Source organism: Thalassospira sp. MCCC 1A01428 (assembly GCF_002115825.1).
GTDB lineage: Bacteria > Pseudomonadota > Alphaproteobacteria > Rhodospirillales > Thalassospiraceae > Thalassospira.
Genome location: NZ_JFJZ01000020.1, coordinates 1 through 25,121 on the forward strand (window position 1 = coordinate 1; position 25,121 = coordinate 25,121).

Sequence of the window (25,121 nt, forward strand, 5' to 3'; positions counted from 1 at the left end):
ATTGAGTCCAGACCCTAGTGATATTGGCCCGATTATGGGTACCCCGCCAAAAAGGTTTCCCTTCGCCGGATTACGCCGCCAATATCGATGGATGGCCTATGCTGCCTATGGTTTGCGCGACCGGTTTCTATAATGGCACTTTCGCTGACTTGCCGCCGTCATTTTATGACATATGTCATGTTAAGATCAAAAATCACGTTTTATAAGCACCCAAAAATTTGCCTGTATGCCGGTTGCGTACATGGGCACTTCTGACCAAGGGATAATATTACTATTATGACGGATCGACCCCATTCCATCGATGATAACGGCGATAACGACGGCCTTAGCCATCAGGAACGCCGCGAACGGGCAACGCGCAAAATCATGGATGAAACGGGAATTGACCAGCAAATGATCCATAATGTTGTCCATGGATTTTACACCAAAGTCCGCGCCGATCCGTTTTTAGGCCCTATTTTTGATGCCCGCATTAGCGATTGGGATGGGCATTTGCAAAATATGTGTCAATTCTGGTCGTCGGTGGCTCTGGCCAGTGGCGCTTATTACGGGCGCCCCATGCAAAAACACATGCCCCTTCCCATTGACCGCCACCATTTCGATCAGTGGCTGGCCCTGTTTGCTGAAACGCTGGCCGAACTTTGCCCCCCGGTTGCCGCCCGCCATTTCATGGAACGTGCCCTGCGAATTGCACAAAGTTTTGAAGTTGGCATCGCCGCCCATAACGGCGTTATCCTTTCCAAAGGCGAACGATACGATCCGGTTTCCAGTTGGCAACCGAAATAACATTGCCTGAACAGACCAAAATATCATCATACACATAACCCGATCAGCGTTGCCAACCGGGTTGACAATGATTTGCGTATCCCGCCTAATACAAATATGGAAAACCAGCGTAACCTAACAAAGGAAATACGCAATCGTGTCCGGCTAAAGGCACGATCCCTGTCGCAGCGCGCAACATCGAAACGGAATACTTTTCAAAATCTGACGAATACCAAAAATATTTCTAATATTCCGGCAATTTTGGTTATTCTGATTTACCGTTACTTTCAACGCCTGAAATGCGTGTGCGATGCACTTGAACATACAGCCAGTTCGCTGTTCCTGTTTCAAAATACTCGCCCCCTGACCTACCCGACGCGGAGAAAGACAATATGTGGCTTGTAATCCTTCTTGCCGCCCTTCTGATAATCGGCTTGATCGGCTACACCATTTATGGACATCGCCGTCACCTGATGACAACCACCGGAACAAAAATAGACCTGAAATCCCGCCCCAATAGCGCGCTTCTGATTATCGATCTTCAGGAAGATTTTACCAATGCAACCGGACGACACAGTTACGATCCAGACCTGGTTAAAAAGGTTATTACCGCAATCAATGATCTTGTGATGTTTGCCAATGAAAACGGGCACCCCGTTATTTCCATCCGGCAAACATTTGCCGGGTGGTACATCAATTTACTGGTCAGGTTCCTTAACAAAGGACGGGGCGGCCCCAAATCCGGTGGATTGGATATTGACGCCCGACTGGATGGAGATATCGACCATGATATCGTTAAATCGCACGCAGATGCCTTTCGTGAACCCAAACTGGAAGCTGTTCTTGAACGGCAAAAAGTTGGCAATCTGATCATTGTCGGGCTTGATGGCAATTATTGTGTAAATGCTACTGTCACAGCCGCCCTGAACCGCGGTTATAAGGTCGCCTTTAGCGACGCAACCACACTGGCTATCAAACCGTCTTCGTGGCAGGCAACAAAATCCCGTCTCATGGCACGGGGCGCTTACGATCAGATAAAAAACACACCGGCCCCATCGGAAGTTACATCGCAAAAATCGGCTTAAAGCCGGTCACGCAATGAAAACCATGTCATCGCCAGCACCAGCAACGGGTATCGCAGGCTTTTACCTCCGGGAAATGTCGGAACAGGCACTTTAGCCATTATGTCGAACCGCTCCATTGTTCCCGAAACAGCTTCAGCCATGATTTGCCCGGCAAGTGTTGCCATGGCAACCCCGTGCCCGGAATAACCGCTGGCGGAAAACACCCGGTTTTCAACCCGGCGAAAATACGGCATCCGGTTCATGGTAATCGCCAGTGTCCCCCCCCAGCCATAATCAATCCGGGTATCGCGTAATTGCGGGTAAACTTCCAGCATATAGGGTTGAACGAAACTTTTGATGTCTTTGGGAAAATGATAGCTATAGGTTTCGCCACCGCCAAACAGCATGCGGTTATCGGCACTTAACCGGTAATAGTTGATCACGAATTTTGAATCCGCCACCGCAACATCATCGCGGATAAGTTCACGGGCGACATCATCGTCCAGTGGTTCGGTTGCAATAATAAAATTATTAATCGGCATCACGCGCCGGGCCACCCGGTCATCCAAACTGTCAAGATATCCGTTACAGCCCAAAATCAGCATTTGGCCCGTAACATTCGGGCCACCGCGCACCTTTACATTAACATTTTCACCCGTGGTATATTCGCTCACCATGGCATTTTCGTAAATGCGCACCCCCGCCTGACGCGCCGCCACAGCCAGACCAAGGGCGAAATTTAACGGGTGCAGGTGCCCTGCCCCCATATCAAGCGATCCGCCATGATAAAATTCAGACCCGACCATTGCGCGTATCTCATCGCAATTCACCTTGCTAATCTGGTCATAGCCATATTCATCGCGCAATTTGTCGGCATATTCGTGGGTACCTTTTACAAACCGTTCTCTATGGTCGGCATGTAAAATGCCCGGTTTCCAGTCGCAATTAATGCCATGTTTTTCAATCAGGCTTTTTACAATATCCTTGGATTGTTCGGCGATATCCCACAATTTGCGGGCATCATCCACACCCAGCATTTTTTCAAGCTCGTCCTGTTCGCGCCGCTGGCCGGACCCAACCTGCCCGCCATTGCGCCCGGACGCACCCCAGCCAACCTTGTGGGCTTCAAGCAACACCACATCATAGCCCTGTTCCGCCAAATGCAATGCCGACGACAAACCGGTAAACCCGCCCCCAATCACCACAACATCACATGTGACGTCCCCATCAAACGTATCAAAACCATAAATGGGATTTGCCGATGCGGCATAATAGGATGCCGGATAAGCACCGACCTTGTCGTTCGCCGTTAAAAAATTGGGGGTAAACACAATTTGCCTCGGTGTTATGGAGCGTGCCCAAGTGTGCGCCATTCGCGATGAAAGGCCAAGGGGGCAGGTCAATTATTTGCGCATTCACTGCACCTTAGCGGTCAATTCTTCAACCATTTTTTGCGCTGTCTTTGTTGCGGCACAGCCCCCGCGTGCCGTGCAGCGTAAATCGGGGTGCATCATGCTGCCAATTTTAACAGTTTGATCGACCAGTTCGTCATATCCCAAAACCGCATCAAACCCGGCAATCACCGCCATCGCAGATGAATAGGCGTGCGATACCCCCGCAACATTGCGCGCATGACAGGGAATTTCAACATCTCCCCCCACCGGGTCGCAAACCAGTCCCAATGTATTCATCAGGCACATGCTGGCCGCATCAAAACATTGTTCCGCACTGCCGCCATAAGCCTGCACAACCCCGGCCGCCGCCATGGCCGCCGACGCCCCGGTTTCCACCGAACATCCGCCGCATTCAGCGGCGAATGTGCCACGTGCGGCAAAAACCGCACCAATCAACGCCATCACCTGCAGAGCATCCGTCGCACCATCAATGTCAATGCCGTGGCGCACCAGCCCATACAACGTGCCTGGCACGACCCCGGCACTGCCAGCCGTTGGCGCCGCTACTACCAAACCCCGGTTTGAATCACGCTCCATCGCGGCCAGGGCCCCGGCAATCGCATCCTGCAATACAGTGCCCCCCAACCCGGCAGGTAAATTGGCATCACGCACCCGCCGTGCGCGCAAGGTCAAAAACCGCATCACATTGTCAGCTTCGCGGGCGGCAAACCCTTCATCAACAACGCGCAGCATCAATTGCGCGCGGTCGACAAACAATTGCCGGGTTTCATCACGCCCCAGGCCCAGACGCTGCGCCTCCAGTGCCAATGCTGTTTCTGCCAGCGATCCGTGATGGTCCTTCACAACATCAAGCACACCGTCTGTTGTTGAAAACAGATCATCCGTGGCACAAACCGGATATTGCGCCGCATCTGCCACCAACACCGTATCGATCCCGGCAGTAGCGCGCAATTTTGCAATAACATCACTATCCGGTACGCGCTGTAACGATATTTCCAGCCGTTCCGTCGCCGCGCCCCCCGTCGTTACGATGGTCGCTATATTGCTCCCCAGAAACTGGTTATTCGGTGCAGACAGCGCAACAATGTCCTGTGCCAATGCGCCCGTTTCCGGACCATATACAAAGACACTCGCCGTTTTCCCGGTCAGATAAACATCCTGCCCGTTCATCTGATCGATATAAAACATGCCACCGCCAACTGACGCGCCCTGATACACGTCCGTTCGTACTGTGCCATCAGCCTGCTTTACCTGTAATTCCAAATCAACCCGGTTGGGGTGGTTATTCCGACCCAGTTCTGTAATAGACACGGTAAAGGCAAAGCCTTCGCCCTTGATAACTTTCCCCAGAACATCGCGAAACCCCGGATCGGTCAGAGCTACATCTGCAAGCCCGGCGGCAAAATTCTCGTCCGAACTTTGCGCCTGATAAACCGGCGCAAACGACCCACGCGGATCAAAACGGATTTCGGCACGCGTTAGCACTTCGCCATTCGATGTTGAAAGCTGACGCACCAGCCGCGCCATCATATAGGGTGCTGCACAATGCGAACTTGATGGCCCGCGCATTACCGGCCCGATTACGGAATTTAACAGGCTGATTTCCTGCATGGTCCCTCGCCTATAATTAATTGCATAAAATATTCGCAATCATTGCTGCAATGATGCGAAAAAGCAATGCAGGCGGCACATCGATGACACCAGAAAACCCCAAAGGCAAAAGGCCGGGTATCTGCTATGGTGATACCCGGCCTGCACAACATGGAATTGCAACAAGTATTATCGTTGCTGTGTTTCCCATTCGGGGTTTACCCAAAAGGGCGCATCTGATGGTGGCAAGGATTGACCACGAATAATATCAGCGGCTTTTTCACCAATCATAATCGTTGGTGCGTTCAAATTGCCTGATGAAATAGTCGGCATGATCGAACTGTCAACAACCCGCAAACCTTCAATACCATGCACTTTGGTATCACCATCCACGACCGACATATCATCGCTGCCCATTTTACACGAACAGGACGGATGATAGGCACTTTCGGTATGTTGGGCGACCCAGGCATCAATTTCAGCATCGGTTTGCACATCCTTACCCGGTGAAATTTCGCCACCACGCAAATCATCAAAGGCATTTTGAGCAAATATTTCCCGGGTTAATCGCACCGATGCCCGCATTTCTTCCCAGTCTTCCGGGTGGCTCATGTAATTAGGGTCAACAATGGGGCGGTCTGCCGGGTTGGCCGATGCCAAACGAATTGTCCCGCGCGATTTTGACCGCATCGGGCCAACATGGGCCTGAAAACCATCATTTTCCGCCGCACCCGAACCATTATAATTCATGGCTGCCGGCAAAAAATGATATTGAATATCAGGATGCTGCACGCCGGCACGCGACCGGATAAAACCGCCAGCCTCAAAATGGTTGGATGCCCCCAACCCGGTTTTAAACAGATACCATTCCAGCCCAACCTTCAGCTTGCCCCACGGGTTCAATACCCGGTGCAAACTAATCGGCTGGCTGCATTCCTGCTGTACGTAAAGTTCCAGATGGTCCTGCAGGTTTTCGCCCACACCGGGTAAATCCTGCACCACCGCAATATCATGTTCTTTAAGATGTGCCGCTGGGCCAATGCCCGAAAGCATCAACAGTTTGGGCGAATTGATCGACCCGCCCGATACAATAACTTCGCGGTCGACCGTGGCGCGTTTAACCCCGCCCTGATGCTGGTAATCCACCCCAACCGCACGTTTGCCATCAAACACAATGCGCAATGCCAGCGCCTTGTGATGCACGGTCAGGTTTGCCCGTTTCATCGCCGGGCGTAAATAAGCCCGGCTGGTGGACCAGCGACGGCCTTTGTAAACCGTCATATCCATGGTGCCGACGCCTTCCTGACGATAACCGTTCTGGTCCGACGTCACCGGGTAACCGGCCTGTTCGCCTGCCTTTATCCATGCCTTGTAAAGCGGGTTTTTACAGGCCCCGGTCGTTACATGCTGCGGGCCATCGCCACCGTGATAATCATCACCCTGGCTATCCTGATTGCGGGTATTGGCCTTGCGAAAATAGGGCAGGCAGTTGGCATAATCCCACTGGGCCAACCCCGGGTCCGTTGCCCAGCGATTATAATCCAGTGCATGCCCGCGCACATAGGCCATACCGTTAATCGAGCTGGACCCGCCATAAACCCGGCCACGCGGTGTTTCCATGCGGCGATTGTTCAGGTTTTTTTGCGCCGTGGTCCAATAGGCCCAGTTATAACGTTCGGACTGCATCGGATATGACAGCGCGGTGGGCATATGAATGCGCCAGTCCCACGTATGGTCCACCGGCCCGGCCTCGATCACCAGCACATTCACATTGCGGTCTTCGGTTAACCGGTTGGCCAAAACAGCCCCGGCCGACCCGGAACCGACAATGACGTAATCGTAATTGCGTGTAGGGGGAGAATTATTCATTTTCAATCCTTGTGTCTGGCAATACGGGGGAGCGGTGGCGCGTCACGCTGAACGCTTAATAGGGCGCTTCCACATCCCCGGTTTCGACATAAACGGATTTAACACGGGTATAATGATCAATTGCCGCGCGGCTGTTTTCCCGGCCCACACCCGATTTTTTAACCCCGCCAAACGGCATTTCAATCGGAGTGATGTTATAGGTATTGATCCAGCACGTACCGGCTTCCAGCTGTGCGACCACCCGATGCCCGCGCGACAAATCACGGGTAAACACACCCGCCGCCAGCCCGTATTCGGTGTCATTGGCACGGCGAATGGCTTCTTCCTCGGTTTTGAAGGTTAAAACCGACATGACAGGGCCAAAAATTTCTTCGCGCACAATGGTCATATCATCGGTGCAATCGGCAAATACGGTGGGTGCCACATAATAACCGCCCTTGGGCATGTTCTCGCTTACGGCTTCGCCGCCCAGAACAACGGTCGCGCCTTCTTTTTTACCGATTTCGATGTAGGACATGATCGTGTCAAACTGCGTTTTGCTGACAATTGGGCCAACCTGGGTTTCGGGTTTTTCCGGGTCGCCCAGCACAAGGGTGTTGCTGCGCGCCACCAGCTTTTCCAAAAATGCATCCTTGACGCTTTCATGCACAAACACCCGCGTCCCGTTCGAGCAAATCTGGCCGGACGAATAAAAATTCGCCATTTGCGCACCCGAAACCGCATTATCAAGATCGGCATCTTCAAATACAATCATCGGCGATTTACCGCCCAGTTCCATGGTCACGGCCTTCATGCCGCCCGCCGCGACCGATGCCACCTTGGCGCCTGTTTGCGCCGAACCGGTCAATGAAACCTTGTCCACACCGGGATGTTCGACCAACGCCGCCCCGCATTCACGCGCGCCCTGCACCACGTTATAAACCCCGTCAGGCAAACCGGCTTCCTGCAAGGCCTGCGCCACGGCAATGGCCGATAACGGCGTTACTTCAGACGGTTTGTAAACAACCGCATTGCCACATGCCAATGCCGGGGCGGCTTTCCAGCACGCAATCTGAATCGGATAATTCCACGCGCCAATGGCGGCACAAACACCCACCGGCTCGCGCCGTGTATAGGCAAAATTCCCGGCAAGGTCGATATGCTCGCCCGTGATGCTGCCTGCCACACCGGCAAAATATTCCAGGCATTCAACACCCGAAACCACATCAACAATTTCGGTTTCCTGAATGGCACGGCCAGTGTCGCGGGTTTCAACCAATGCCAGTTCGTCGTTACGGTCACGCAAAATCTGTGCGGCCTTAAACAGCACCCGGGCGCGCTGTGCGCTCGGGGTGGCCTTCCAAACCGCCAAACCTTTGCGCGCGGCTTTTACGGCGGCATCAACATCGCCCGCCGTGCTTTCAAAACCCGATGCAAGAACTTCGTTATTGGCCGGGTTCAGGGTCGTCATGGCAACGCCGTTGCCTGGCTGTAATTTACCGTCGATAAAATTTCTAATCTGATAAAGGGTCATATTCATAAACTCCTGCAAGCATCGCGAAAGGTGCAACGCGCTTTGGGATAATTTCTGTTACGGGGCCGCGGCCGCGTTTAATCGCAGGTGCAGCGTATCAAGCACCATCTTGCGCGCAGCCGTCACATCCGCCTGCCCTGGCGACAAACCGGACCGCACCCAGATGCCGTCAATCATTGCGGCCATCACGTCGGCAATTTCATTGGCCTTTTCATCGCTGGTCAGAATGCGCAATTCATGGCGCAGGTTCGAGGCCAACCGGCGAAAATACACGGTGTTCAACCGCCGCAACCCTTCGGAAAAAGGCACCTGCGCCCAAAAGGACAACCAGGCAACTGTCACCGGCGGCGTGCATTGTTCTTCATTAAAATTGGTGTTCACAATGGCTTCGAGACGCTGCATGGGCGTTGCGCATTGTGCCACCCGCTTTAAAAAGTCGGCTCGCAATTCCTGCAATAAAAACAGCATCGTTGCTTCAAGCAGGGCATTTTTGCCGCCGAAATAATGCGAAATAATTCCCGATGACATTCCGGCAGCACCGGCAATGCGACTGATTGTCGCATCGGCAAAACCATACTGATGAATGGTCGTAATCGTCGCGTCTATCAATTGCCTGCGACGGACAGGCTGCATTCCAACCTTGGGCATTCTGGTATCCAAAAACGTGCGATCCGAAGAACCAAAAACCTCGATATCGGGTTTTTTGTCCTTCGCAATTGACCTTCCGTAAATATGCTGTACTTTAATTGAACATTCAATCAATAAAAACAGACAGGGCTGTCATCCGCATCACAGCGCGCATTTGCGCCCTTTTCAGTATGTGTCTCTGTTTGTTTATATTTATTCCGGCCCGCAACACCGTGTTGTGTTGTGGTTCTGGACGGATATTGGCGAGTAAGACCGTTGATGTTCGTCTGGCCTCCGGAACCGAGAGTCTGTTGCCATGTTTGGCAACAGTAACCGTCAGGTCCACATAAGGGAGAACCAGAAGCATGATCCGTCACAAAACCATCAACCGCCTTCTGTGCAGCACCATGATTACCGGTGCCGTATTATTTGGCGCATCCACTGCACAGGCCGAAGTCACCGCCGCTTGTAAAACCGTTACGTTTTCCGATGTTGGCTGGACTGACATTACCGCAACCACGGCGACCGCATCGGTGATGCTTGATGCGCTGGGTTACACCACCAAAACCGAATTGCTGTCCGTCCCTGTGACCTATGCCAGCCTTAAAAACGGCGATGTTGACGTGTTTCTGGGCAACTGGATGCCGACCATGTCTGCCGATATCAAACCTTATCTTGACGATGGATCGGTCGAAAAGCTGAAAGCCAATCTTGAAGGGGCAAAATACACCCTGGCAGTCAGCAAGGCGGCCTATGACGCCGGTTTGAAAAGTTTTCAGGACATTGCCAAATTTAAAGACCAGCTTGATGGCGAAATTTACGGGATCGAACCTGGCAATGACGGCAACCGCCTGATCCAGGACATGATCGACAATAACCAGTTTGAGCTCGGCAATTTCAAACTGGTTGAATCATCCGAGCAAGGCATGCTAGCCCAGGTAAAACGCAAAACATCGCGCGATAAATTCATCGTCTTCCTTGGCTGGGAACCGCACCCGATGAATGCCAAATACGATATGAAATATCTTGATGGCGGCGACGATGTTTTCGGCCCCAACTATGGCGGGGCCACGGTTTACACCAATGTCCGCAAGGGTTTCCTTGCTGATTGCCCGAATGCCGGCAAATTCGTCAATAACCTGAAATTCAGCCTGCCGATGGAAAACCAGATCATGGATTCCATTCTCAACGACAATCAGGACCCGGCAAAAGCCGCCACGGCATGGCTCAAAAATAATGCCGATACCGCTTATGGGTGGCTTGATGGTGTGACCACCGTTGATGGCGGCGATGCCAACGCTGCCTTGAAAAAAGAACTCGGCCTTTAATCTGGCGCCAAAAAACTGCACGACGACCCCTGCCCCGGTTTTACCGTGGGCAAGGGTTGTGCCTGACGCACATGAAACGGCATAAACAAACACCGATCTGCGTTTGAATTTGTAAATACCCAATCATAATTGATGGAATTAATTCTATGGAATGGCTCACGGAAACCAAAATTCCGCTGGGAAGCTGGATTGCATCCTTGATGGATGGCCTTAATGAGCATGCCGACTTTGTATTTTATGCCATCTCGGATGCGCTGGGCTTTGTTATTGACCACACTGTTGATGCACTTGTCTGGCTGCACCCGCTGGTAATTATTGCGTTTTTTGCTGGTCTGGCGATCTGGCTGCATAAATCATGGAAGCTCACGGCATTTACCGTGTTGTCCCTGCTTTTGATCGTTAATCTTGGCTATTGGGAAGCCACCATGGAAACATTGGCGATGGTGTTTTACGCCACGTTGATTTGCATGGTCATTGGTATTCCGCTCGGTGTGGCAGCGGCCCACCGGCCATGGTTGTCTCATACGCTGCGCCCGGTGCTTGATCTGATGCAAACCATCCCGACATTTGTTTATCTTATTCCAACCTTGATCCTGTTTGGTCTGGGCGTGGTTCCCGGGCTGATTTCGACAATCATTTTCTCTATCGCCGCTCCGGTTCGCTTAACCCAGCTTGGCATTGCGTCCACCCCAAAAGCCTTAATCGAGGCCGGGCAAAGTTTTGGCTGCACCCCGCGCCAGCTTTTATTCAAGGTCGAACTGCCTTCCGCCATGCCATCGATCATGGCCGGGCTGACCCAGTGCATCATGCTCTCGCTGTCAATGGTGGTGATTTCGGCCCTCGTCGGTGCCGATGGTCTGGGTAAGCCGGTTGTCCGCGCGCTTAACACCGTTAACATCGCACAAGGTTTCGAGGCCGGTTTGGCGATTGTCATTCTTGCCATCGTGCTGGACCGCATATGCCGCCGCGACAACAGTGAAAATACGGGGCAATAACATGACCAATGCCGTTGAATTCGATAATATCGACGTAATTTTTGGCGACCGTCAGGCCGATGCCCTCGCCCTGCTGGATCAGGGTAAAAACCGCTCGGAAATTCAGGAAGCCACCAACAATATCCTTGGCGTTGCCGATGTCAGCTTTAACGTGCCGCAAGGTGAAATTTGCGTGCTGATGGGGTTGTCTGGCTCGGGCAAATCATCATTGTTGCGCTGTGTAAATGGCCTGAACAAGGTCTCGCGCGGGTCATTGCGCGTGCGCCATGGCGATGAAAACGACGTTACCGATGTCACCACATGCAATGCACAAACCCTGCGCACACTGCGCCGCGAACATGTCGCGATGGTGTTTCAGCAATTTGCGCTGCTGCCGTGGCGCACCGTTGCCGAAAATGTCGGTTTCGGGCTGGAACTGCGCGGCATGAATGCCAAACAACGCGACGAAGTGGTACGTGAAAAACTTGCTTTGGTGGGCTTGGATGAATGGGCTTCAAAATACGCCCATGAACTTTCAGGCGGTATGCAGCAACGTGTCGGCCTTGCTCGCGCCTTTGCCACCGACGCGCCAATCCTGCTGATGGACGAACCCTTTTCCGCCCTTGATCCGCTTATCCGCAATCGCTTGCAGGATGAATTGCTCGATTTGCAGGACAAGCTGAACAAAACCATTTTATTTGTCAGCCATGATCTTGATGAAGCCATGAAACTGGGCAATTCGATTGCCATCATGGAAGGTGGTTATGTGGTGCAGCATGGCACGCCCGAGGACATCGCCCTTCGCCCGGCCAATGACTATGTCGCCGATTTTGTTGCCCATATGAACCCGGTTAACATTTTGCGGGGCCGCGCCATCATGCAACGCGCCACCAAGGAACAGCGTAACGGTTCTGGCAATTTTGCCATCGAGGACGAAGATATCCAGATCACCGTGGAAAATGGTGTGATCAAATCGGCCCAAAGCGGCGAAAATGGCGCGTTAAAGCTGATCAATTATGACGGCACCTTGCCCGCCCATCTGGATGCAACGGACAACTCGATCATTTTTGTCGCCGATGATACGGTACTCTTGAAAAATCTGGTCGAAATGCGGGAAATCACCCAAAACCCGGTGATTTTAACCCGCGAAGGCCGCCTGTCTGGCACGCTGGGCCGCCGCGAATTTTTTGCCAGCCTGACCTAGTTAAAACAAACGTACCCACGACACAAAAACGAAGGGCGGCCTGTATATATCCGGGCCGCCTTTTTCATGTTTGGCTGTTAGCCACCTGTAACCGGCGGAAATAATGCGATTTCGCGTGTTTCGCCAATCACCGCATCGGGCTGGGCAAATTCCTGATCCAGTGCCACACGCACCAAAGCCGGGTCTTTCATGGCATCGGCATAATTAGCCCCGCGTGTTGGCATCCATGCCAGCAAATCGGCAACGGTTTTAATATCCGTTGGTAAATCCAGTGTTTCTTCGGCAATGCCGATGCGGTCTTTGACCCAGGCAAAATAAACAATTTTCATGATGTTCCCGGTGTTTGATAATGTTTGGCGCATGCTGGCCCAAAGGCCCGGTGGGCACAAGCCCGCAATCCCTACGAATAGATAAAAAACCCGTCAGGGGCGGCATCCAGCCGTGATGTCAGATTATCGATAAAAAAGCGCTCCGCCCGGCCCAGCGACATGCGCGGGTTGGTGACCAGATAAATATCAATCGCGGGCGGCGCATCATAGGGCGGCAATTGCCACAAAATGCCGCGATCGCGGGCATTTTTAACCACATGGATCGGCAAGGGGCCAATCCCCAGCCCGGCATTGATCAAACGCCGTACTTCTTCCAGATGCGGGCTGGTGGCAATGACCTTACCTTTCATACCTTCGCGCGCACGCAAGACGGCTACGGGTGCCAAGGCATCTGATAACTGGTCGGTGGAAAACGACACGAACGCCTCGTGGCGCAAATCGGCAAGGGTCAGGTCTGTTCGGCCAAACAAATGATGGGTCGGCCCGCAAAAAAAGCCAAAATGTTCGCGATACAGCCGACGATATTCCAGTTTAGGGTGCTGTTCATTAACCAGGCAAATGCCAAAACTGGCCTGTTGCGACAAGACCTGGCTGACAACATGCGCCGATGTCGCAACATTGATTTCGTATGTCACGCGCGGATGGCCCCGGTTAAATTCAAACAGGGCGTCGTCCAGTGGGGGAAACACCACATGGCTTGCCATCCATAAATGCAAATGGCCGGTTAATTGCCCGCCGCTATCTTGCATTACATCGGACAAACGGCCAATCGCCCCGCAAATTTCGCGGCATTCGTGATAAAGTGCCAGTCCTTGTTCGGTCACTTCAAACCGGCCCCGCTCCCGATCAATCAGGCGCGCGCCAATCTGGTCTTCCAGCCGTTTTAAGGCATTACTAACACTGGGCTGGCGCAATAACAGGCGGTTGGCCGCCCCGGTGATTGATCGTTCTTCGACAATCACGGTAAACGTGTGCAGCAAATTCCAGTCAAACCGGCGTTTTAAAATGTCGTCCATACGGCCCCCATAGCAAACGGCTATGAGATACATTCTACTTATCTATTTGCGCTATAGGCAAGCATAAGGTGGAATGGGTGAAACAGCCATAATCGGCAGCGCAGGCTGCCCGGTTGAAAACGGATATCAGGGTAAAAACATAGTCCGTTCCAGCCGCAAAAACGGGAGGCCCATATGGCCGCAGATATCGCAAGTGCGCAAAAACGTGCGCCATGGATACTGCTATCGCCGTCATTGACGACGATCGGATTGCTGCTTGTGATCCCCATGATGTTTATCGTGGTGTATTCGTTCTGGCTGCGCACCGCCACTGGTGCCGATCAGGTCGGGTTTTATGTCGATAACTGGCAGGAAGTTCTTAGCGACGTTTTTTATCGCGACATCCTGTTTCAAACCCTGAAAATTGCCCTTTACACTACGGTCATCTGCGCCTTTGTCGGCTATATTCCCGCCTATTTTGTTGCCAACACCAAGATGCGGTCCAAAACATTGCTGTTGCTGATGTTAATGCTGCCCTTCTGGATCAGCTATATCATCCGCACCATGTCGTGGATCAATATCCTTGGCACATCAGGCGCGTTAAATGGCCTGCTTTTATGGGCTGGTATCATCGATAGCCCGCTCAACATGCTTTATAACCAGACCACGGTTGTTCTGGGCCTTGTGCATTATTTGCTGCCTTTTATGATTTTAAATGTCTATGTCAGCCTTGAGGGCATCGACAAAAACCTGACCGAAGCCGCCGAAAGCCTTGGCTGCAACGGGTTTCAGGCCTTTCGCGAGGTCACCCTGCCGTTGTCTTTTCCCGGCCTCGCTGCGGGCTCGCTTTTGTGTTTTGTGCTGGCGGCGGGCACCTATATCACCCCGCTAATTTTGGGCGGGCCGCGCGATGCGATGTTCGCCAATCTGGTCTATGAAGCCATCATTACGCAGTTAAACTGGCCGCTGGGTTCAGCACTATCGCTGGTGCTGCTGGCATTTCTGGGCGGGCTGGTTGTGATTTACACCCGTTATCTTGGCGTTGATCAAATCGCCAAAAGTTTCCGGTAAGGGGGATATGGTCATGACAAACGGCTGGTCCTGGATCCGCATTGCCACCATTCTGGTCTATCTGTTTTTATTCGCGCCCGTCGTGGTGGTCATTTTGCTGGCTTTTAACGCCAACCAGTTTGGCAGCTTCCCAATCGAAGGGTTTTCGCTGCGCTGGTTTAATTCGCTGCTGCATAACGATGCCATCGTGCGCGCCTTTAAAACATCGCTGTTACTGGGGGCCTTAACCAGTGCCATTTCCACAACAATTGGCACCATGGCCGCCGTTGCCATGGTCCGTTATGACTTTCCCGGCAAAAAGGCCATTTCCAGCCTGTTGATCGCCCCGATCCTGATCCCCGAAGTGGTTCTGGCGGTGGCTTTGCTGCTGTTTTTACAGTTTCTGGAACTGCCAAAAAGTTTCGGCCTGCTGTTAATGGGGCATGTGGTGTTTACCCTGCCATTTGTATTGCTGGTGGTGCAGGCACGCCTGGTATCGATCCGCCGCGACGTTGAAGAAGCCGCCATGAGCCTGGGTGCCACACCCATACAAACGTTTTTTGAAATCACCCTGCCGCTGATGCTGCCTGCAGTGATGGCGGGAATGCTGTTTTCCTTCACCATTTCGTTTGACGATATTACCGGCACCCTGTTTTGGAAACCGGGCGGTGTTGAAACCGTCCCCACCCAGATTTTTGCCATGCTGCGCAATTCCATCAGCCCGGAAATCAATGCGCTGGGGGCCGTTATGGTGATTTTCACCGTCGCCCTGCCCCTTATTGCCACCGCCATTGCCCGGCACATGTCGGCGCAACGCATGAAAGCCAAAACACAAAATTAACGAAACGGGAAAACCCGTCGCCAATTGCCCAAACAAAATACAAAAACATCAAAACCTTTATCAGGAGGCTACCCGATGGATGACACAAAACGTTATGAACGCCTGTTAACCCGTTTTAAAAACGGCGAAATCAGCCGCCGCACCTTTTTAACTGTACTGGGTGCCGCCGGGGCCACCGCCGGCATTATGGGCGGGCCAATGGGCATGTTGGTTAATTCGGCCAAGGCCGCAACACCCGAACAGGTCCGGTTTGACGGCTGGGGCGGCGTGGTTTCCGAAGCCTTTGAAAAATACGCCTTTGCGCCTTACACCCAAAAAACCGGCATCAAGGTTGTATCGGGCACGTTTGGCGGGGCCGATGAATATCTGGCACGGGTTAAGTCCAGCCAGCCCGGCGAATTTAACCTCGCCCATCTTTCCGGTGTGTTTGACTATGCCCGTTATCACAATATGGAGCTTAGCTCCGAACTGAACGAAGATAACATTCCGAATTTGAAAACCGTGATCCCCAACCTGATCACGCCGCTTCGCAAAATTTCTAACGGCAAACTTTCCGCTGTTCCCTATGACTATGGCACCACCGGCATTGCCTATAATCGCAAACATATCAGCGATGACGAAGCCAAAGCCAAGGGCGCGAAGCTGATGGTTGATGACGCCTATAAAGGCAAAATCGGTGGCTGGGCCGAATGGAAAACCCGTATCTGGTACGGTGCCCTGCAATCGGACCAGAACCCCAACGACATTCACGACATCGAAGCCGTTTGGGACATGATCCGCAAGCACCGCGACCTGGCCCTGAAATACTGGACATCAGGTGCCGAACTGATGAGCCTTCTGGCCGAAGAAGAAATCTATGTCACCGAAGGCTGGTCGGGCCGTATTCGCGCCTTGCAAGATCAGGGCCACGATATTGGCTATTACGACCCCAAAGGCGGACTGGGCTGGCAGGAATGCATCTTTGTTCTTAAAGGCAGCCCGATGGCGGCCTGTGAAGAACTGTTGAATTTCATGCTGGAGCCAGACGTCGCCATTGCCGTTGCCGAAGGCCAATCCTACCCGCCCGCACTCGACCCGAAAAAGGTTGAACTGGGCAAAGTCATTCCGACCCTGCCCGCCTTTGACCCCAGCGGCACCCTTGACGGGCTTAGCTTCTTTGATCCGGCATACTGGAACAAAAACGAAGCGGACTGGTCCAAGAAATTTTCGCGGGTCCAGCGCGGCTATTAACACCGCTTCAAACCTGTGACGACACCCCGGCCCCGGTGGCCTCTCCCTGTTGCGGGGCCGGGTTGTTTTTACTACCACGAACGAAGGTATGGAAGAATGGGCGAACGCCAGAATGCTGTTGAAATGCGCAATGTCGTTAAACGATATGGCGACTTCATCGCCGTAAAACGGATGGACCTGACCGTCCCCGACAACAGCTTTGTTACGTTTTTGGGGCCGTCGGGCTGTGGCAAAACCACCACGCTGCGTATGATCGCGGGGCTAACCGACATCACCGAAGGCGATCTTGTGATCCGCGATAAACGGGTCAATGAATTGCCCATTCACAAACGCAATCTGGGGCTGGTGTTTCAAAATTACGCCCTGTTTCCCCATAAAACCATTTTCGATAACATCGCCTTTGGCCTGAAATACCGCAGGGTCAGCAAAGCCGACATTGCCCAAAAGGTCAAAAATGCGCTCGACCTTGTGCAATTGCCCAATGTTGGCGACCGCTACCCCAACCAGCTTTCCGGTGGGCAGCAACAGCGCATTGCGCTGGCCCGCGCCATTGTGATCCAGCCCGATGTTTTGTTGCTTGACGAGCCTTTATCCGCCCTTGATGCCAACCTGCGCGAAGAAATGAGGGTGGAGCTAAAACGCATTCAGCGCGAACTGGGCGTTGCCACCGTTTTTGTCACCCATGACCAGTCCGAGGCCCTGGCCATGTCGGACAAACTGGTGGTGATGAACAATGGTGCGATCGAGCAGGAAGGGGCGCCCGAAGACGTTTACAACAACCCGGTTTCCGCCTTTGTTGCCGATTTTCTGGGGCACTCCAACATCATCGCCGGTGCCTTGGCCGGTGACGGTGGCGAGGTGACGCCGGTTGAACTGCACGGCGGACAAACCTTGCTGACCACCGCCCATCAGGTCAGCCGAGTGAACAACCAGCAGCAGGTTCGTGTCGTTATCCGCGCCGAAAAAATTGCCCTCTCGGACCAAGATAACAGCAATGCCGATACGGTTGCCATTCCCGGCAAGGTCAAAACCGTTGATTATCTGGGGCAAATGGCCCGCTATTTTGTCACCGCCGCCGGGCGCGACTGGCAGGTTATCAACCCCATTGATCACCGCCCCTTTGGCGAAGGTGCCGATATTTTTATGCATATCGCTGCGCGTAATTGTGTGTTGTTACCCGGTCACGCAGACTGATCGACCGGTTCAGGAAAGCCCCACGAAATGACGTCCAAAATGACACCTCAAAAGACAAAACCCGGACATAACCGGGAATCTCGCCTGTTTTATCAAAGCCGATCCCGCCGCCCCCTGATTGATCACGCCAAGGGCGTTTACATGTGGGATGTGGATGGCAAACGCTATATTGATGCGTCAAGCGGGGCCATGGTCAGCAATATTGGCCATAGCGACCCGCGCGTGATTGCCGCCATGCAAGACCAAATGCAAAAGGCGACCTTTGCCTATCGCCTGCATTTTGAAAACGATGCCGCCGAAAACCTGGCCTGGCGTTTGGCCGAACGCGCCCCGGGCGATCTCGAACGGGTGTTTTTTGTATCAGGCGGGTCCGAAGCCGTTGAAAGCTGCCTGAAACTGGCACGCCAATACGCCCTTGCCATTGGCGAAGCACAGCGTTTCAAGGTCATTTCGCGCTTTCCCAGCTATCATGGCTCAACACTCGGCGCGCTCGCCATTACCGGCTATACCCCCATGCACGCGCCCTTTGCCCCGATGATGGTCGATCAGCCCAAAATCCCGGCCCCCACCTGCTATCTTGACCGCGATGATCTTAGCGATCATGACCGGGGCCTGAAATACGCCAACATGCTGGAAGCCGAAATTTTACGCCAAGGCCCGGAAACGGTGTTGGCCTTTATCATGGAACCGGTTGGCGGGGCCGCGACAGGCGCACTTGTGGCACCCGACAGTTATTATGGCCGCATTCGCGAAATTTGCGACCAATACGGCATTTTGCTGATTTACGATGAAGTCATGACCGGTGCCGGGCGCACCGGTACCTATTTTGCCGCCGAACACTGGAACATCGTGCCCGATATTCTGGCCGTCTCCAAGGGGCTGGCGGCGGGTTATGTGCCACTGGGTGCCATGATCGCACCTGACCGCATTGTCGGCCCGGTGCTGGACCATGGCGGGTTTATTCACGGCTATACCTATGCGGGCAACCCGATTGCCTGTGCCGCGGGCAATGCCGTGCTTGATGTCATTGAACAAGACGACCTTCTGGCCAATGCCGCCCAATCAGGCGCGGCGTTAAAGGCCGAACTTACCAAGCTGATGACCCAACACGCCATGATTGGCGATGTTCGTGGCCTTGGCCTGATGCTGGCGATTGAGCTGGTCGCCAATCGCGACACCATGGAGCCGATTGCACCGAAGCACATGGCGGCGGCCCGGCTGGTTGATATCGCCTATGACAAGGGATTAATCATTTACTGGCGGCGCACGCGAGGCGGCTATCGGGGCGACCATGTTATGATTTGCCCCCCGCTCACCATCACGCCAGACCAGTTTGACGATATTCTGGTCCCGCTAAACGAAGCCCTGATCGAACTGGCAGAAGAATTAAAACAGGCGGGAGGTTTGGATCATGGCTGATAAAGTTATTATCACCTGTGCAATTACCGGGTCGGTTCATACCCCGTCCATGAGCCCCCATTTGCCAATCACCCCCGATGAAATCGCCGATCAGGCGATTGCTGCGGCCGACGCCGGTGCGGCAATTTTACATTTGCACGCCCGCGACCCTAAAACAGGTTTCCCCGCCCCAAACCCTGATTTGTTTATGCAGTTTCTACCGCGCATCAAAGATGCCACCAACGCCGTTATCAACATTTCAACGGGCGGCGGCATGACCATGACGGTCGAGCAACGCATACAAGCTGCACAACAAGCCGCCCCCGAAATGGCGTCGCTAAACCTGGGCACCATGAATTTCGGCCTGTTTCCAGCCCTTAATCGCAAAACAGAATGGCTACATAACTGGGAACCCGAATTTCTGGAAAACAGCCGGGATTTCGTATTTAAAAATACTTTTTCAGATATAGAAATAATGCTGGCGAAATTGGGCGAAGCCAACGGCACCCGGTTTGAATTTGAATGTTACGATGTCGGCCATCTTTATACCCTGGCCCATTATGTGGATCGCGGTTTGGTCAAAGGCCCCATCTTTTTGCAATTCGTGCTGGGTATTCTCGGCGGCATTGGTGCCGACCCTGAAAACCTGATCCATATGAAAGCCACTGCCGACCGGCTTTTTGGTGATCAATACCGGTTTTCCGTCCTGGGGGCCGGGCGGCATCAAATTCCCTTTGCCACCATGTCGGCCAGTATGGGCGGGCATGTGCGTGTCGGGCTTGAAGACAACCTTTATATTCGCAAGGGCCAACTGGCGCAAAATAATGCCGAACAGGTGGTGAAAATTCGCGAGATATTGGCCGGATTGAACCTTGAAATTGCCACCCCTGACGAAGCCCGTGTGATGCTGGGCCTAAAGGGTGCGGATAACGTTTCGTTTTAACTGATCCGGTTCTGATAAATCCATCGCGCCACCACCATGACCACGACCACCATCAGCAATGAAAGGGCGGCCCGATGATGCATGCCTATTTTTCACCCGATCAAATGTTGCACCACGGCCAGACTTTTATGGTGGGTGGCGAACGAAAACCCATTCCCGAGGTGCCCGAACGCGCCGAAATCCTTAATTCGGCGCTTGGAAAACTCGGCATCATCCCGCAAAGCCCGGCTGATTTCGGGCTGGCGCCAATCGCACAGGTACATTCGCCAGAATATTTGCGGTTTTTGGAAAACATTCATCGCGATTGGCGCGCTGCGGGCGGGGCCGAAATTGTGGTTCCCCATATTCACCCGCTTGACCGTACCGGCCCCTATCCGCAAACACCCGCGGCACAAGCCGGTTTTCATTTGGGCGATACATCCTGCCCGGTTTCGGCCACCACATGGCAATCGGCGCGCAGCAGTGCCAATTGTGCTGTCGCCGCAGCCCGCCATGTGCGCGATGACAATAATGCCGATTGCGCCTATGCCCTATGCCGCCCACCCGGGCACCATGCCAGCCGCGATATTGCCGGGGGGTTTTGTTATCTTAACAATTCCGCCATAGCCGCCCGGCAACTGCGCGAACAATTTGGCCGCGTCGCCATCCTTGATATCGACCTGCATCATGGCAACGGCACCCAGCATATTTTTTATGATTGCGACGATGTTTTAACCGTGTCGATCCATGCCGACCCGGCGCAATTTTACCCCTTTTACTGGGGCCATGCCCAGGAACGCGGAACAGGCCGGGGATTGGGATATAACCACAACATTCCCCTGCCCCTTGGCAGCGGCGATGATGTGTTTTTATCGGCCCTGGATCGCGCAACCGACATCATCCATCATTATGCGCCCGGCGCTTTGGTTCTCGCCTGCGGGCTGGATGCCTCACGCGATGATCCGTTTGGCGGCTTAACCGTCAGCACCGGCGGGTTTGGTAAAATCGCCCGTAAAATCAGCTTGATCGGTCTGCCCACCGTGATAGTTCAGGAAGGGGGCTATGTCAGCCCGACACTGGCGAATAACCTGGTGCAGTTTTTAGAAAGTTTTGCGGAGGCACGATCATGACCACAACCGACATTATCATTATTGGTGGCGGTATTGCCGGAATGTCTGCGGCATATTTTCTGGCGCAAAAGGGCAAAAAGGTTGTGGTGCTGGAAGGTGAAGATCAACCGGGCTATCACAGCACCGGGCGTTCGGCCGCCCTGTATAGTGAAACATACGGCCCCAAAATCATCCGCAAAATGTCGACTGCCAGCAAGTCGTTTTTCCTGACCCCGCCCGATGGTTTCACATCCCACCCCATCTTGACCCCGCGTGGTGTTATTATTACCGCAATGCCGGGCGAAGAAGCCAAATTGGACGAGCTTTTGACAGAAGGCCGTGCCAACGGGGCAAATGTGATTGCGCTTAGCCCCGAACAAATTACCGAACTGGTGCCAATTGTGAAGCCCGAATTGCTGATCGGCGGCGCGCTTGAAACCGATGCCATGGATATAGATGTTCATGCCCTGCATTGGGGCTTTATCACACAGTTTAAAAAAATGGGCGGCACTGTTGTCACCCGCGCTGATGTCAGCGCTGTTGAAAAAACAAATGACGGCTGGCAAGTGACCATTGGTACGGGCGAGGTGTATAACGGCACCATTGTTGTGAATGCCGCAGGGGCATGGGCCGACGAAATTGCAAAACAGGCACAGGTCAAACCGCTTGGCCTAACCCCGAAACGGCGCACGGCTGTCATGGTCGACCTGCCCGCCGGGATAGAAGCCGATCATTGGCATATGGTCTGCACCGTCGACGAAGGCTTGTATTTCAAACCCGATGCCGGACGTTTGCTGGTATCGCCCGCCGATGCCACCCCCACCACCCCGCAAGATGCACAGCCCGAAGAACTCGATATTGCCATTACAATTGACCGGCTGATCACTGCCACCACATTAACGGTTAATCGCCCGGGCGAAAGCTGGGCCGGGCTGCGCAGCTTCTTTGCCGATGGCGACCCGGTTTCGGGTTTTGACCCCGATCATACCGGTTTTTACTGGCTGGCCGGACAAGGCGGATATGGTATTCAAACTGCACCGGCAATGGGTGAATATGCCGCCAGCACAATTTGCGGCGAAGACGTTCCCGCTGCAATGCAAAAGCTGGGCGTCACCCGGGCTGCATTGTCGCCCACCCGACCCTCATTGTCCTAATCGCGAAAGTTTTCGGCCATGTCACACCCAAAAGCCGACAGAACCGCATTGCGCAAGGCCGTTCGCGCCAGGCAGGACCAAATCATTGCCGATTTGTCGGAACTGGTGGCATTGCCCAGCCTGCTTGGGCAGGAACAATCAGCCCAAAACTGGATGGCGGGCAAATACCGCACGATGGGGCTGGATGTTGAAACCGTTGCCATTGATATTGCCGCCTTGCACGATAAACCGGGCTTTTCCCCACCGGTAATCGATAATTATAACGGGCGTGAAAATGTTGTGGGCATTCACACCCCGGCCACAACAACAGGCCGAAGCCTGATCCTGAACGGCCATATCGATGTCGTCCCCACCGGCCCGGCAGAGCTGTGGCAACAACCGCCCTTTACCCCGCATGTTATCGGTGACTGGCTGTATGGCCGTGGGGCCGGTGATATGAAAGCCGGCCTCATTGCCAGTTGCCATGCCCTTTCAGCCTTGCATGATGTTGGACTTGAACCCGCCGCGCCGGTCATTTTACAATCCGTCGTCGAGGAAGAATGCACCGGCAACGGTGCGCTTGCCTGCCTGCATGCCGGGTATCGCGCCGATTGCGCCATTATCCCCGAACCGTTCAATCAAACCCTGATGACAGCCCAGCTTGGTGTGATGTGGTTTCAGCTTCATGTTACTGGCAGCCCCGCCCATGTACTTGATACATCGGCAGGCAGCAATGCTATTGAGGCCGCCTATGGCTTTTTTGAAACGCTAAAGGAAGTCGAGGAACTGTGGAATCACCCCGGGCACCGGCACGAAGCCTATGGTGCACATAGCCATCCGGTTAATTTCAATCTGGGTAAAATTTCGGGTGGCGAATGGGCATCTACCGTGCCGACAACCTGTGATGCCGACATTCGCATCGGGTTTTATCCGGGCATGGATATGGGCGAAATTCAATCAATGATCAACGACGTTGCAAAATCGGCAATTGATAATCATCCCGCCTGCAAAGGGGCCACAGTCACCGTAGAATATCGGGGTTTCCAAGCTGAAGGGTGTGTGATGGATGAAACCCACCCGATGATGACAATGATTGGCGATTTGCACCGCGAAGTTACGGGAAACATGATAAAAAATTATGCATCTACGGCAACAACGGATGCACGTTTTTTCCAGATTTATGGCAATATCCCGGCCACCTGTTATGGGCCAAAGGCGGAACGCATTCACGGCATTGATGAACGGGTTTCAATTTCGTCGGTGATGGAAGTGACCGAAGTTCTGGCCCTGTTTATTGCCGACTGGTGCGGTACCAACCCGCAGGCCTGAATTTTACACCGATACTTTAAACCAAAGAAAAACGGAGCATAAAATGAGCATCGAACGTTTCCATACCGGCCCGCGGATGAGCCAGGCAGTTGTCCATGGTGACACCGTATATCTGGCCGGTCAGGTTGGCGAGCCGGGCGCATCGGTTACCGCACAGACCACAAAATGCCTGGAACAGGTTGATGCCCTTCTGGCCGAATGCGGCTCAAAAAAGGAAAACATCCTGCAAGCCGTGATCTGGCTGGCTGACATGAGCGATTTTGCCGAAATGAATGCCGTTTGGGATGCCTGGGTGCCACAGGGCCATACCCCGGCCCGCGCGTGCGGCGAAGCCAAACTGGCAACCCCGGACTACAAGGTCGAATTCATTATTACCGCTGCCAAATAACAAACAATCCATCCGGGCGGCATTTTTTGTCGCCCGGTTCCACCCCAAAGCTGTCTCATTCATTTCTTCGTTTGCCTTAGCGATCGGACCCCGGCCAAACAATCTGGTCCGCCCCCGGAAGCAAAAACCCTTTTGGCGACGCAATATAATCACGGCTTGTGGCGTCAGCTTTGCGGAAATCCGCCTGATAAATGACCCTTACGACACCTGCGCCAAACAATGGTTTGATCGCACACCCTAAAACCTTCTCCCTCCGCCAAAACCACCATTTTGATGCCTCTCGCGTTAAAACACCGCCCCCAAAAGGTTCTCCTTATTCCAATTCATATTGTAAGCATATAATTTGTATGCTTACAATATTTTATGGAAAACATCGACCTTTTACGCCAAACCGTAACCACAAACCTGTTGCAAACCGGGCGTCACTGGCGCCGGGCAGCAACACAGGTTTTGGGTCATCACGGTATATCCGAAGCCTGTGCATCGCCGCTTATCTGGATCAGCCGTATGGGCGGTGGTACCCGGCAGGTGGTATTGGCGCATTGCATCGGTATCGAAAGTGCATCTCTTGTGCGCTTGCTAGACCAGTTGGAAGCCAACAACCTGATTGAACGCAAGGCAGACCCCAGCGACCGGCGGGCAAAATGTATCTGGTTAACGCAGGAAGGCCAGGAACTGGCGACCAAGATGGAAGCATTATTGATACAGCTTCGCAGTCGTATTCTGGCAAATGTCACCCGCGAAGACCTTGAAGCAACCCTTCGGGTTTTTCAGGCGTTTGACGACGACACCAGCGAGAGCGTGGCGGCACCTGCACCCGCATCACAAACTGCAAAGACGGCCGGAGCCTGAAT

Annotated in this window: 23 protein-coding genes; 16 read left to right on the forward strand and 7 right to left on the reverse strand. The window is 53.4% G+C overall.

Annotation, left to right across the window (positions count from 1 at the left end; all coding sequences use genetic code 11):
* Window positions 1–276: 276 nt before the first annotated feature.
* On the forward strand, window positions 277–786 hold the full coding sequence (locus THS27_RS15185) for a group III truncated hemoglobin (RefSeq protein WP_085592322.1): 510 nt from the start codon (window positions 277–279) through the stop codon (window positions 784–786).
* A 371-nt stretch (window positions 787–1,157) separates the two neighbouring features.
* Entirely contained in the window at window positions 1,158–1,850 is a 693-nt protein-coding gene (locus tag THS27_RS15195; RefSeq protein WP_085592326.1) for a cysteine hydrolase family protein, read from the forward strand.
* Here THS27_RS15195 and THS27_RS15200 read toward each other — a convergent pair.
* The 5 genes from THS27_RS15200 to betI form a co-directional block, all read right to left on the reverse strand.
* Entirely contained in the window at window positions 1,847–3,160 is a 1,314-nt protein-coding gene (locus THS27_RS15200) for an FAD-binding oxidoreductase (RefSeq protein ID WP_210402918.1), read from the reverse strand. The genes THS27_RS15195 and THS27_RS15200 overlap by 4 nt on opposite strands.
* 84 nt (window positions 3,161–3,244) lie before the next feature.
* Window positions 3,245–4,855 carry an L-serine ammonia-lyase, iron-sulfur-dependent, subunit alpha gene (locus tag THS27_RS15205; RefSeq protein WP_085592331.1) on the reverse strand — a complete coding sequence of 537 codons (1,611 nt, stop codon included), beginning with the start codon at window positions 4,853–4,855 and terminating at the stop codon, window positions 3,245–3,247.
* Between the two features lie 168 nt (window positions 4,856–5,023).
* The gene (betA, locus tag THS27_RS15210; protein WP_085592333.1) at window positions 5,024–6,703 is read right to left on the reverse strand and encodes a choline dehydrogenase; all 1,680 of its coding nucleotides are present in this window, start codon (window positions 6,701–6,703) and stop codon (window positions 5,024–5,026) included.
* A 55-nt stretch (window positions 6,704–6,758) separates the two neighbouring features.
* Window positions 6,759–8,216 (reverse strand): betaine-aldehyde dehydrogenase, encoded by a 1,458-nt coding sequence (gene betB / locus THS27_RS15215; protein WP_139835600.1) that lies wholly within the window; start codon window positions 8,214–8,216, stop codon window positions 6,759–6,761.
* 57 nt (window positions 8,217–8,273) lie between these two features.
* Window positions 8,274–8,864, reverse strand: a complete 591-nt coding sequence (betI, locus tag THS27_RS27415) for a transcriptional regulator BetI (RefSeq protein WP_139835601.1) — start codon at window positions 8,862–8,864, stop codon at window positions 8,274–8,276.
* Window positions 8,865–9,208: 344 nt separating this feature from the next.
* Here betI and THS27_RS15225 point away from each other — a divergent pair, with 344 nt between their 5' ends.
* The 3 genes from THS27_RS15225 (at window position 9,209) to choV (ending at window position 12,349) form a co-directional block, all read left to right on the forward strand.
* Window positions 9,209–10,171: a choline ABC transporter substrate-binding protein gene (locus THS27_RS15225; RefSeq protein WP_085592337.1), complete on the forward strand. Its 963-nt coding sequence runs from the start codon at window positions 9,209–9,211 to the stop codon at window positions 10,169–10,171.
* Window positions 10,172–10,317: 146 nt separating this feature from the next.
* A complete protein-coding gene (gene choW, locus THS27_RS15230; protein WP_085592339.1) occupies window positions 10,318–11,166 on the forward strand; it encodes a choline ABC transporter permease subunit in 849 nt (282 codons plus the stop codon).
* A gap of 1 nt (window position 11,167) precedes the next feature.
* Entirely contained in the window at window positions 11,168–12,349 is a 1,182-nt protein-coding gene (gene choV, locus THS27_RS15235) for a choline ABC transporter ATP-binding protein (protein WP_085583424.1), read from the forward strand.
* A gap of 77 nt (window positions 12,350–12,426) precedes the next feature.
* Here the strand turns inward: choV and moaD are convergent, their stop codons facing one another.
* Complete coding sequence (moaD, locus tag THS27_RS15240; RefSeq protein WP_085583426.1) at window positions 12,427–12,678, reverse strand: molybdopterin converting factor subunit 1; 252 nt, start codon at window positions 12,676–12,678, stop codon at window positions 12,427–12,429.
* Between the two features lie 71 nt (window positions 12,679–12,749).
* Entirely contained in the window at window positions 12,750–13,694 is a 945-nt protein-coding gene (locus tag THS27_RS15245; RefSeq protein ID WP_085583428.1) for a LysR family transcriptional regulator, read from the reverse strand.
* Between the two features lie 174 nt (window positions 13,695–13,868).
* On the opposite strand from THS27_RS15245, the gene THS27_RS15250 reads away from it, so the two are divergent.
* From THS27_RS15250 to THS27_RS15300, 11 genes are all read left to right on the forward strand, one after another.
* Window positions 13,869–14,744 carry an ABC transporter permease gene (locus tag THS27_RS15250; protein ID WP_085592341.1) on the forward strand — a complete coding sequence of 292 codons (876 nt, stop codon included), beginning with the start codon at window positions 13,869–13,871 and terminating at the stop codon, window positions 14,742–14,744.
* Between the two features lie 13 nt (window positions 14,745–14,757).
* Window positions 14,758–15,564, forward strand: coding sequence for an ABC transporter permease (locus THS27_RS15255; protein ID WP_085592343.1), 807 nt, complete (start codon window positions 14,758–14,760; stop codon window positions 15,562–15,564).
* Window positions 15,565–15,639: 75 nt separating this feature from the next.
* Window positions 15,640–16,794: an extracellular solute-binding protein gene (locus tag THS27_RS15260; RefSeq protein WP_085592345.1), complete on the forward strand. Its 1,155-nt coding sequence runs from the start codon at window positions 15,640–15,642 to the stop codon at window positions 16,792–16,794.
* 96 nt (window positions 16,795–16,890) lie between these two features.
* Window positions 16,891–17,988 carry an ABC transporter ATP-binding protein gene (locus THS27_RS15265; protein WP_085592347.1) on the forward strand — a complete coding sequence of 366 codons (1,098 nt, stop codon included), beginning with the start codon at window positions 16,891–16,893 and terminating at the stop codon, window positions 17,986–17,988.
* Window positions 17,989–18,015: 27 nt separating this feature from the next.
* A complete protein-coding gene (locus THS27_RS15270; protein ID WP_246832979.1) occupies window positions 18,016–19,407 on the forward strand; it encodes an aspartate aminotransferase family protein in 1,392 nt (463 codons plus the stop codon).
* Entirely contained in the window at window positions 19,400–20,329 is a 930-nt protein-coding gene (locus THS27_RS15275) for a 3-keto-5-aminohexanoate cleavage protein (protein WP_085592349.1), read from the forward strand. The genes THS27_RS15270 and THS27_RS15275 overlap by 8 nt, the downstream gene beginning before the upstream one ends.
* Before the next feature lie 74 nt (window positions 20,330–20,403).
* Window positions 20,404–21,438 (forward strand): histone deacetylase family protein, encoded by a 1,035-nt coding sequence (locus THS27_RS15280; protein ID WP_139835602.1) that lies wholly within the window; start codon window positions 20,404–20,406, stop codon window positions 21,436–21,438.
* Window positions 21,435–22,571, forward strand: coding sequence for an FAD-binding oxidoreductase (locus THS27_RS15285; RefSeq protein WP_085592353.1), 1,137 nt, complete (start codon window positions 21,435–21,437; stop codon window positions 22,569–22,571). The genes THS27_RS15280 and THS27_RS15285 overlap by 4 nt, the downstream gene beginning before the upstream one ends.
* Window positions 22,572–22,589: 18 nt before the next feature.
* Complete coding sequence (locus tag THS27_RS15290) at window positions 22,590–23,879, forward strand: ArgE/DapE family deacylase (RefSeq protein WP_085592355.1); 1,290 nt, start codon at window positions 22,590–22,592, stop codon at window positions 23,877–23,879.
* Between the two features lie 43 nt (window positions 23,880–23,922).
* Window positions 23,923–24,267 carry a RidA family protein gene (locus tag THS27_RS15295; RefSeq protein ID WP_085592357.1) on the forward strand — a complete coding sequence of 115 codons (345 nt, stop codon included), beginning with the start codon at window positions 23,923–23,925 and terminating at the stop codon, window positions 24,265–24,267.
* A 363-nt stretch (window positions 24,268–24,630) separates the two neighbouring features.
* Complete coding sequence (locus tag THS27_RS15300; RefSeq protein ID WP_085592359.1) at window positions 24,631–25,119, forward strand: MarR family winged helix-turn-helix transcriptional regulator; 489 nt, start codon at window positions 24,631–24,633, stop codon at window positions 25,117–25,119.
* Window positions 25,120–25,121 lie beyond the last annotated feature (2 nt).

Bases quoted from the DNA above. Each gene is read 5' to 3' on its own strand.
- THS27_RS15270 (WP_246832979.1), top strand. From the start codon at position 18,016: ATGACGTCCAAAATGACACCTCAAAAGACAAAACCCGGACATAACCGG.
- THS27_RS15275 (WP_085592349.1), top strand. From the start codon at position 19,400: ATGGCTGATAAAGTTATTATCACCTGTGCAATTACCGGGTCGGTTCAT.
- betI (WP_139835601.1), bottom strand. From the start codon at position 8,864: ATGCCCAAGGTTGGAATGCAGCCTGTCCGTCGCAGGCAATTGATAGAC.
- THS27_RS15205 (WP_085592331.1), bottom strand. From the start codon at position 4,855: ATGCAGGAAATCAGCCTGTTAAATTCCGTAATCGGGCCGGTAATGCGC.
- THS27_RS15245 (WP_085583428.1), bottom strand. From the start codon at position 13,694: ATGGACGACATTTTAAAACGCCGGTTTGACTGGAATTTGCTGCACACG.
- betA (WP_085592333.1), bottom strand. From the start codon at position 6,703: ATGAATAATTCTCCCCCTACACGCAATTACGATTACGTCATTGTCGGT.
- THS27_RS15250 (WP_085592341.1), top strand. From the start codon at position 13,869: ATGGCCGCAGATATCGCAAGTGCGCAAAAACGTGCGCCATGGATACTG.
- moaD (WP_085583426.1), bottom strand. From the start codon at position 12,678: ATGAAAATTGTTTATTTTGCCTGGGTCAAAGACCGCATCGGCATTGCC.
- THS27_RS15195 (WP_085592326.1), top strand. From the start codon at position 1,158: ATGTGGCTTGTAATCCTTCTTGCCGCCCTTCTGATAATCGGCTTGATC.
- betB (WP_139835600.1), bottom strand. From the start codon at position 8,216: ATGACCCTTTATCAGATTAGAAATTTTATCGACGGTAAATTACAGCCA.
- THS27_RS15280 (WP_139835602.1), top strand. From the start codon at position 20,404: ATGATGCATGCCTATTTTTCACCCGATCAAATGTTGCACCACGGCCAG.
- choW (WP_085592339.1), top strand. From the start codon at position 10,318: ATGGAATGGCTCACGGAAACCAAAATTCCGCTGGGAAGCTGGATTGCA.
- THS27_RS15265 (WP_085592347.1), top strand. From the start codon at position 16,891: ATGGGCGAACGCCAGAATGCTGTTGAAATGCGCAATGTCGTTAAACGA.
- THS27_RS15295 (WP_085592357.1), top strand. From the start codon at position 23,923: ATGAGCATCGAACGTTTCCATACCGGCCCGCGGATGAGCCAGGCAGTT.
- THS27_RS15225 (WP_085592337.1), top strand. From the start codon at position 9,209: ATGATCCGTCACAAAACCATCAACCGCCTTCTGTGCAGCACCATGATT.
- THS27_RS15285 (WP_085592353.1), top strand. From the start codon at position 21,435: ATGACCACAACCGACATTATCATTATTGGTGGCGGTATTGCCGGAATG.
- THS27_RS15300 (WP_085592359.1), top strand. From the start codon at position 24,631: ATGGAAAACATCGACCTTTTACGCCAAACCGTAACCACAAACCTGTTG.
- choV (WP_085583424.1), top strand. From the start codon at position 11,168: ATGACCAATGCCGTTGAATTCGATAATATCGACGTAATTTTTGGCGAC.
- THS27_RS15260 (WP_085592345.1), top strand. From the start codon at position 15,640: ATGGATGACACAAAACGTTATGAACGCCTGTTAACCCGTTTTAAAAAC.
- THS27_RS15290 (WP_085592355.1), top strand. From the start codon at position 22,590: ATGTCACACCCAAAAGCCGACAGAACCGCATTGCGCAAGGCCGTTCGC.
- THS27_RS15255 (WP_085592343.1), top strand. From the start codon at position 14,758: ATGACAAACGGCTGGTCCTGGATCCGCATTGCCACCATTCTGGTCTAT.
- THS27_RS15185 (WP_085592322.1), top strand. From the start codon at position 277: ATGACGGATCGACCCCATTCCATCGATGATAACGGCGATAACGACGGC.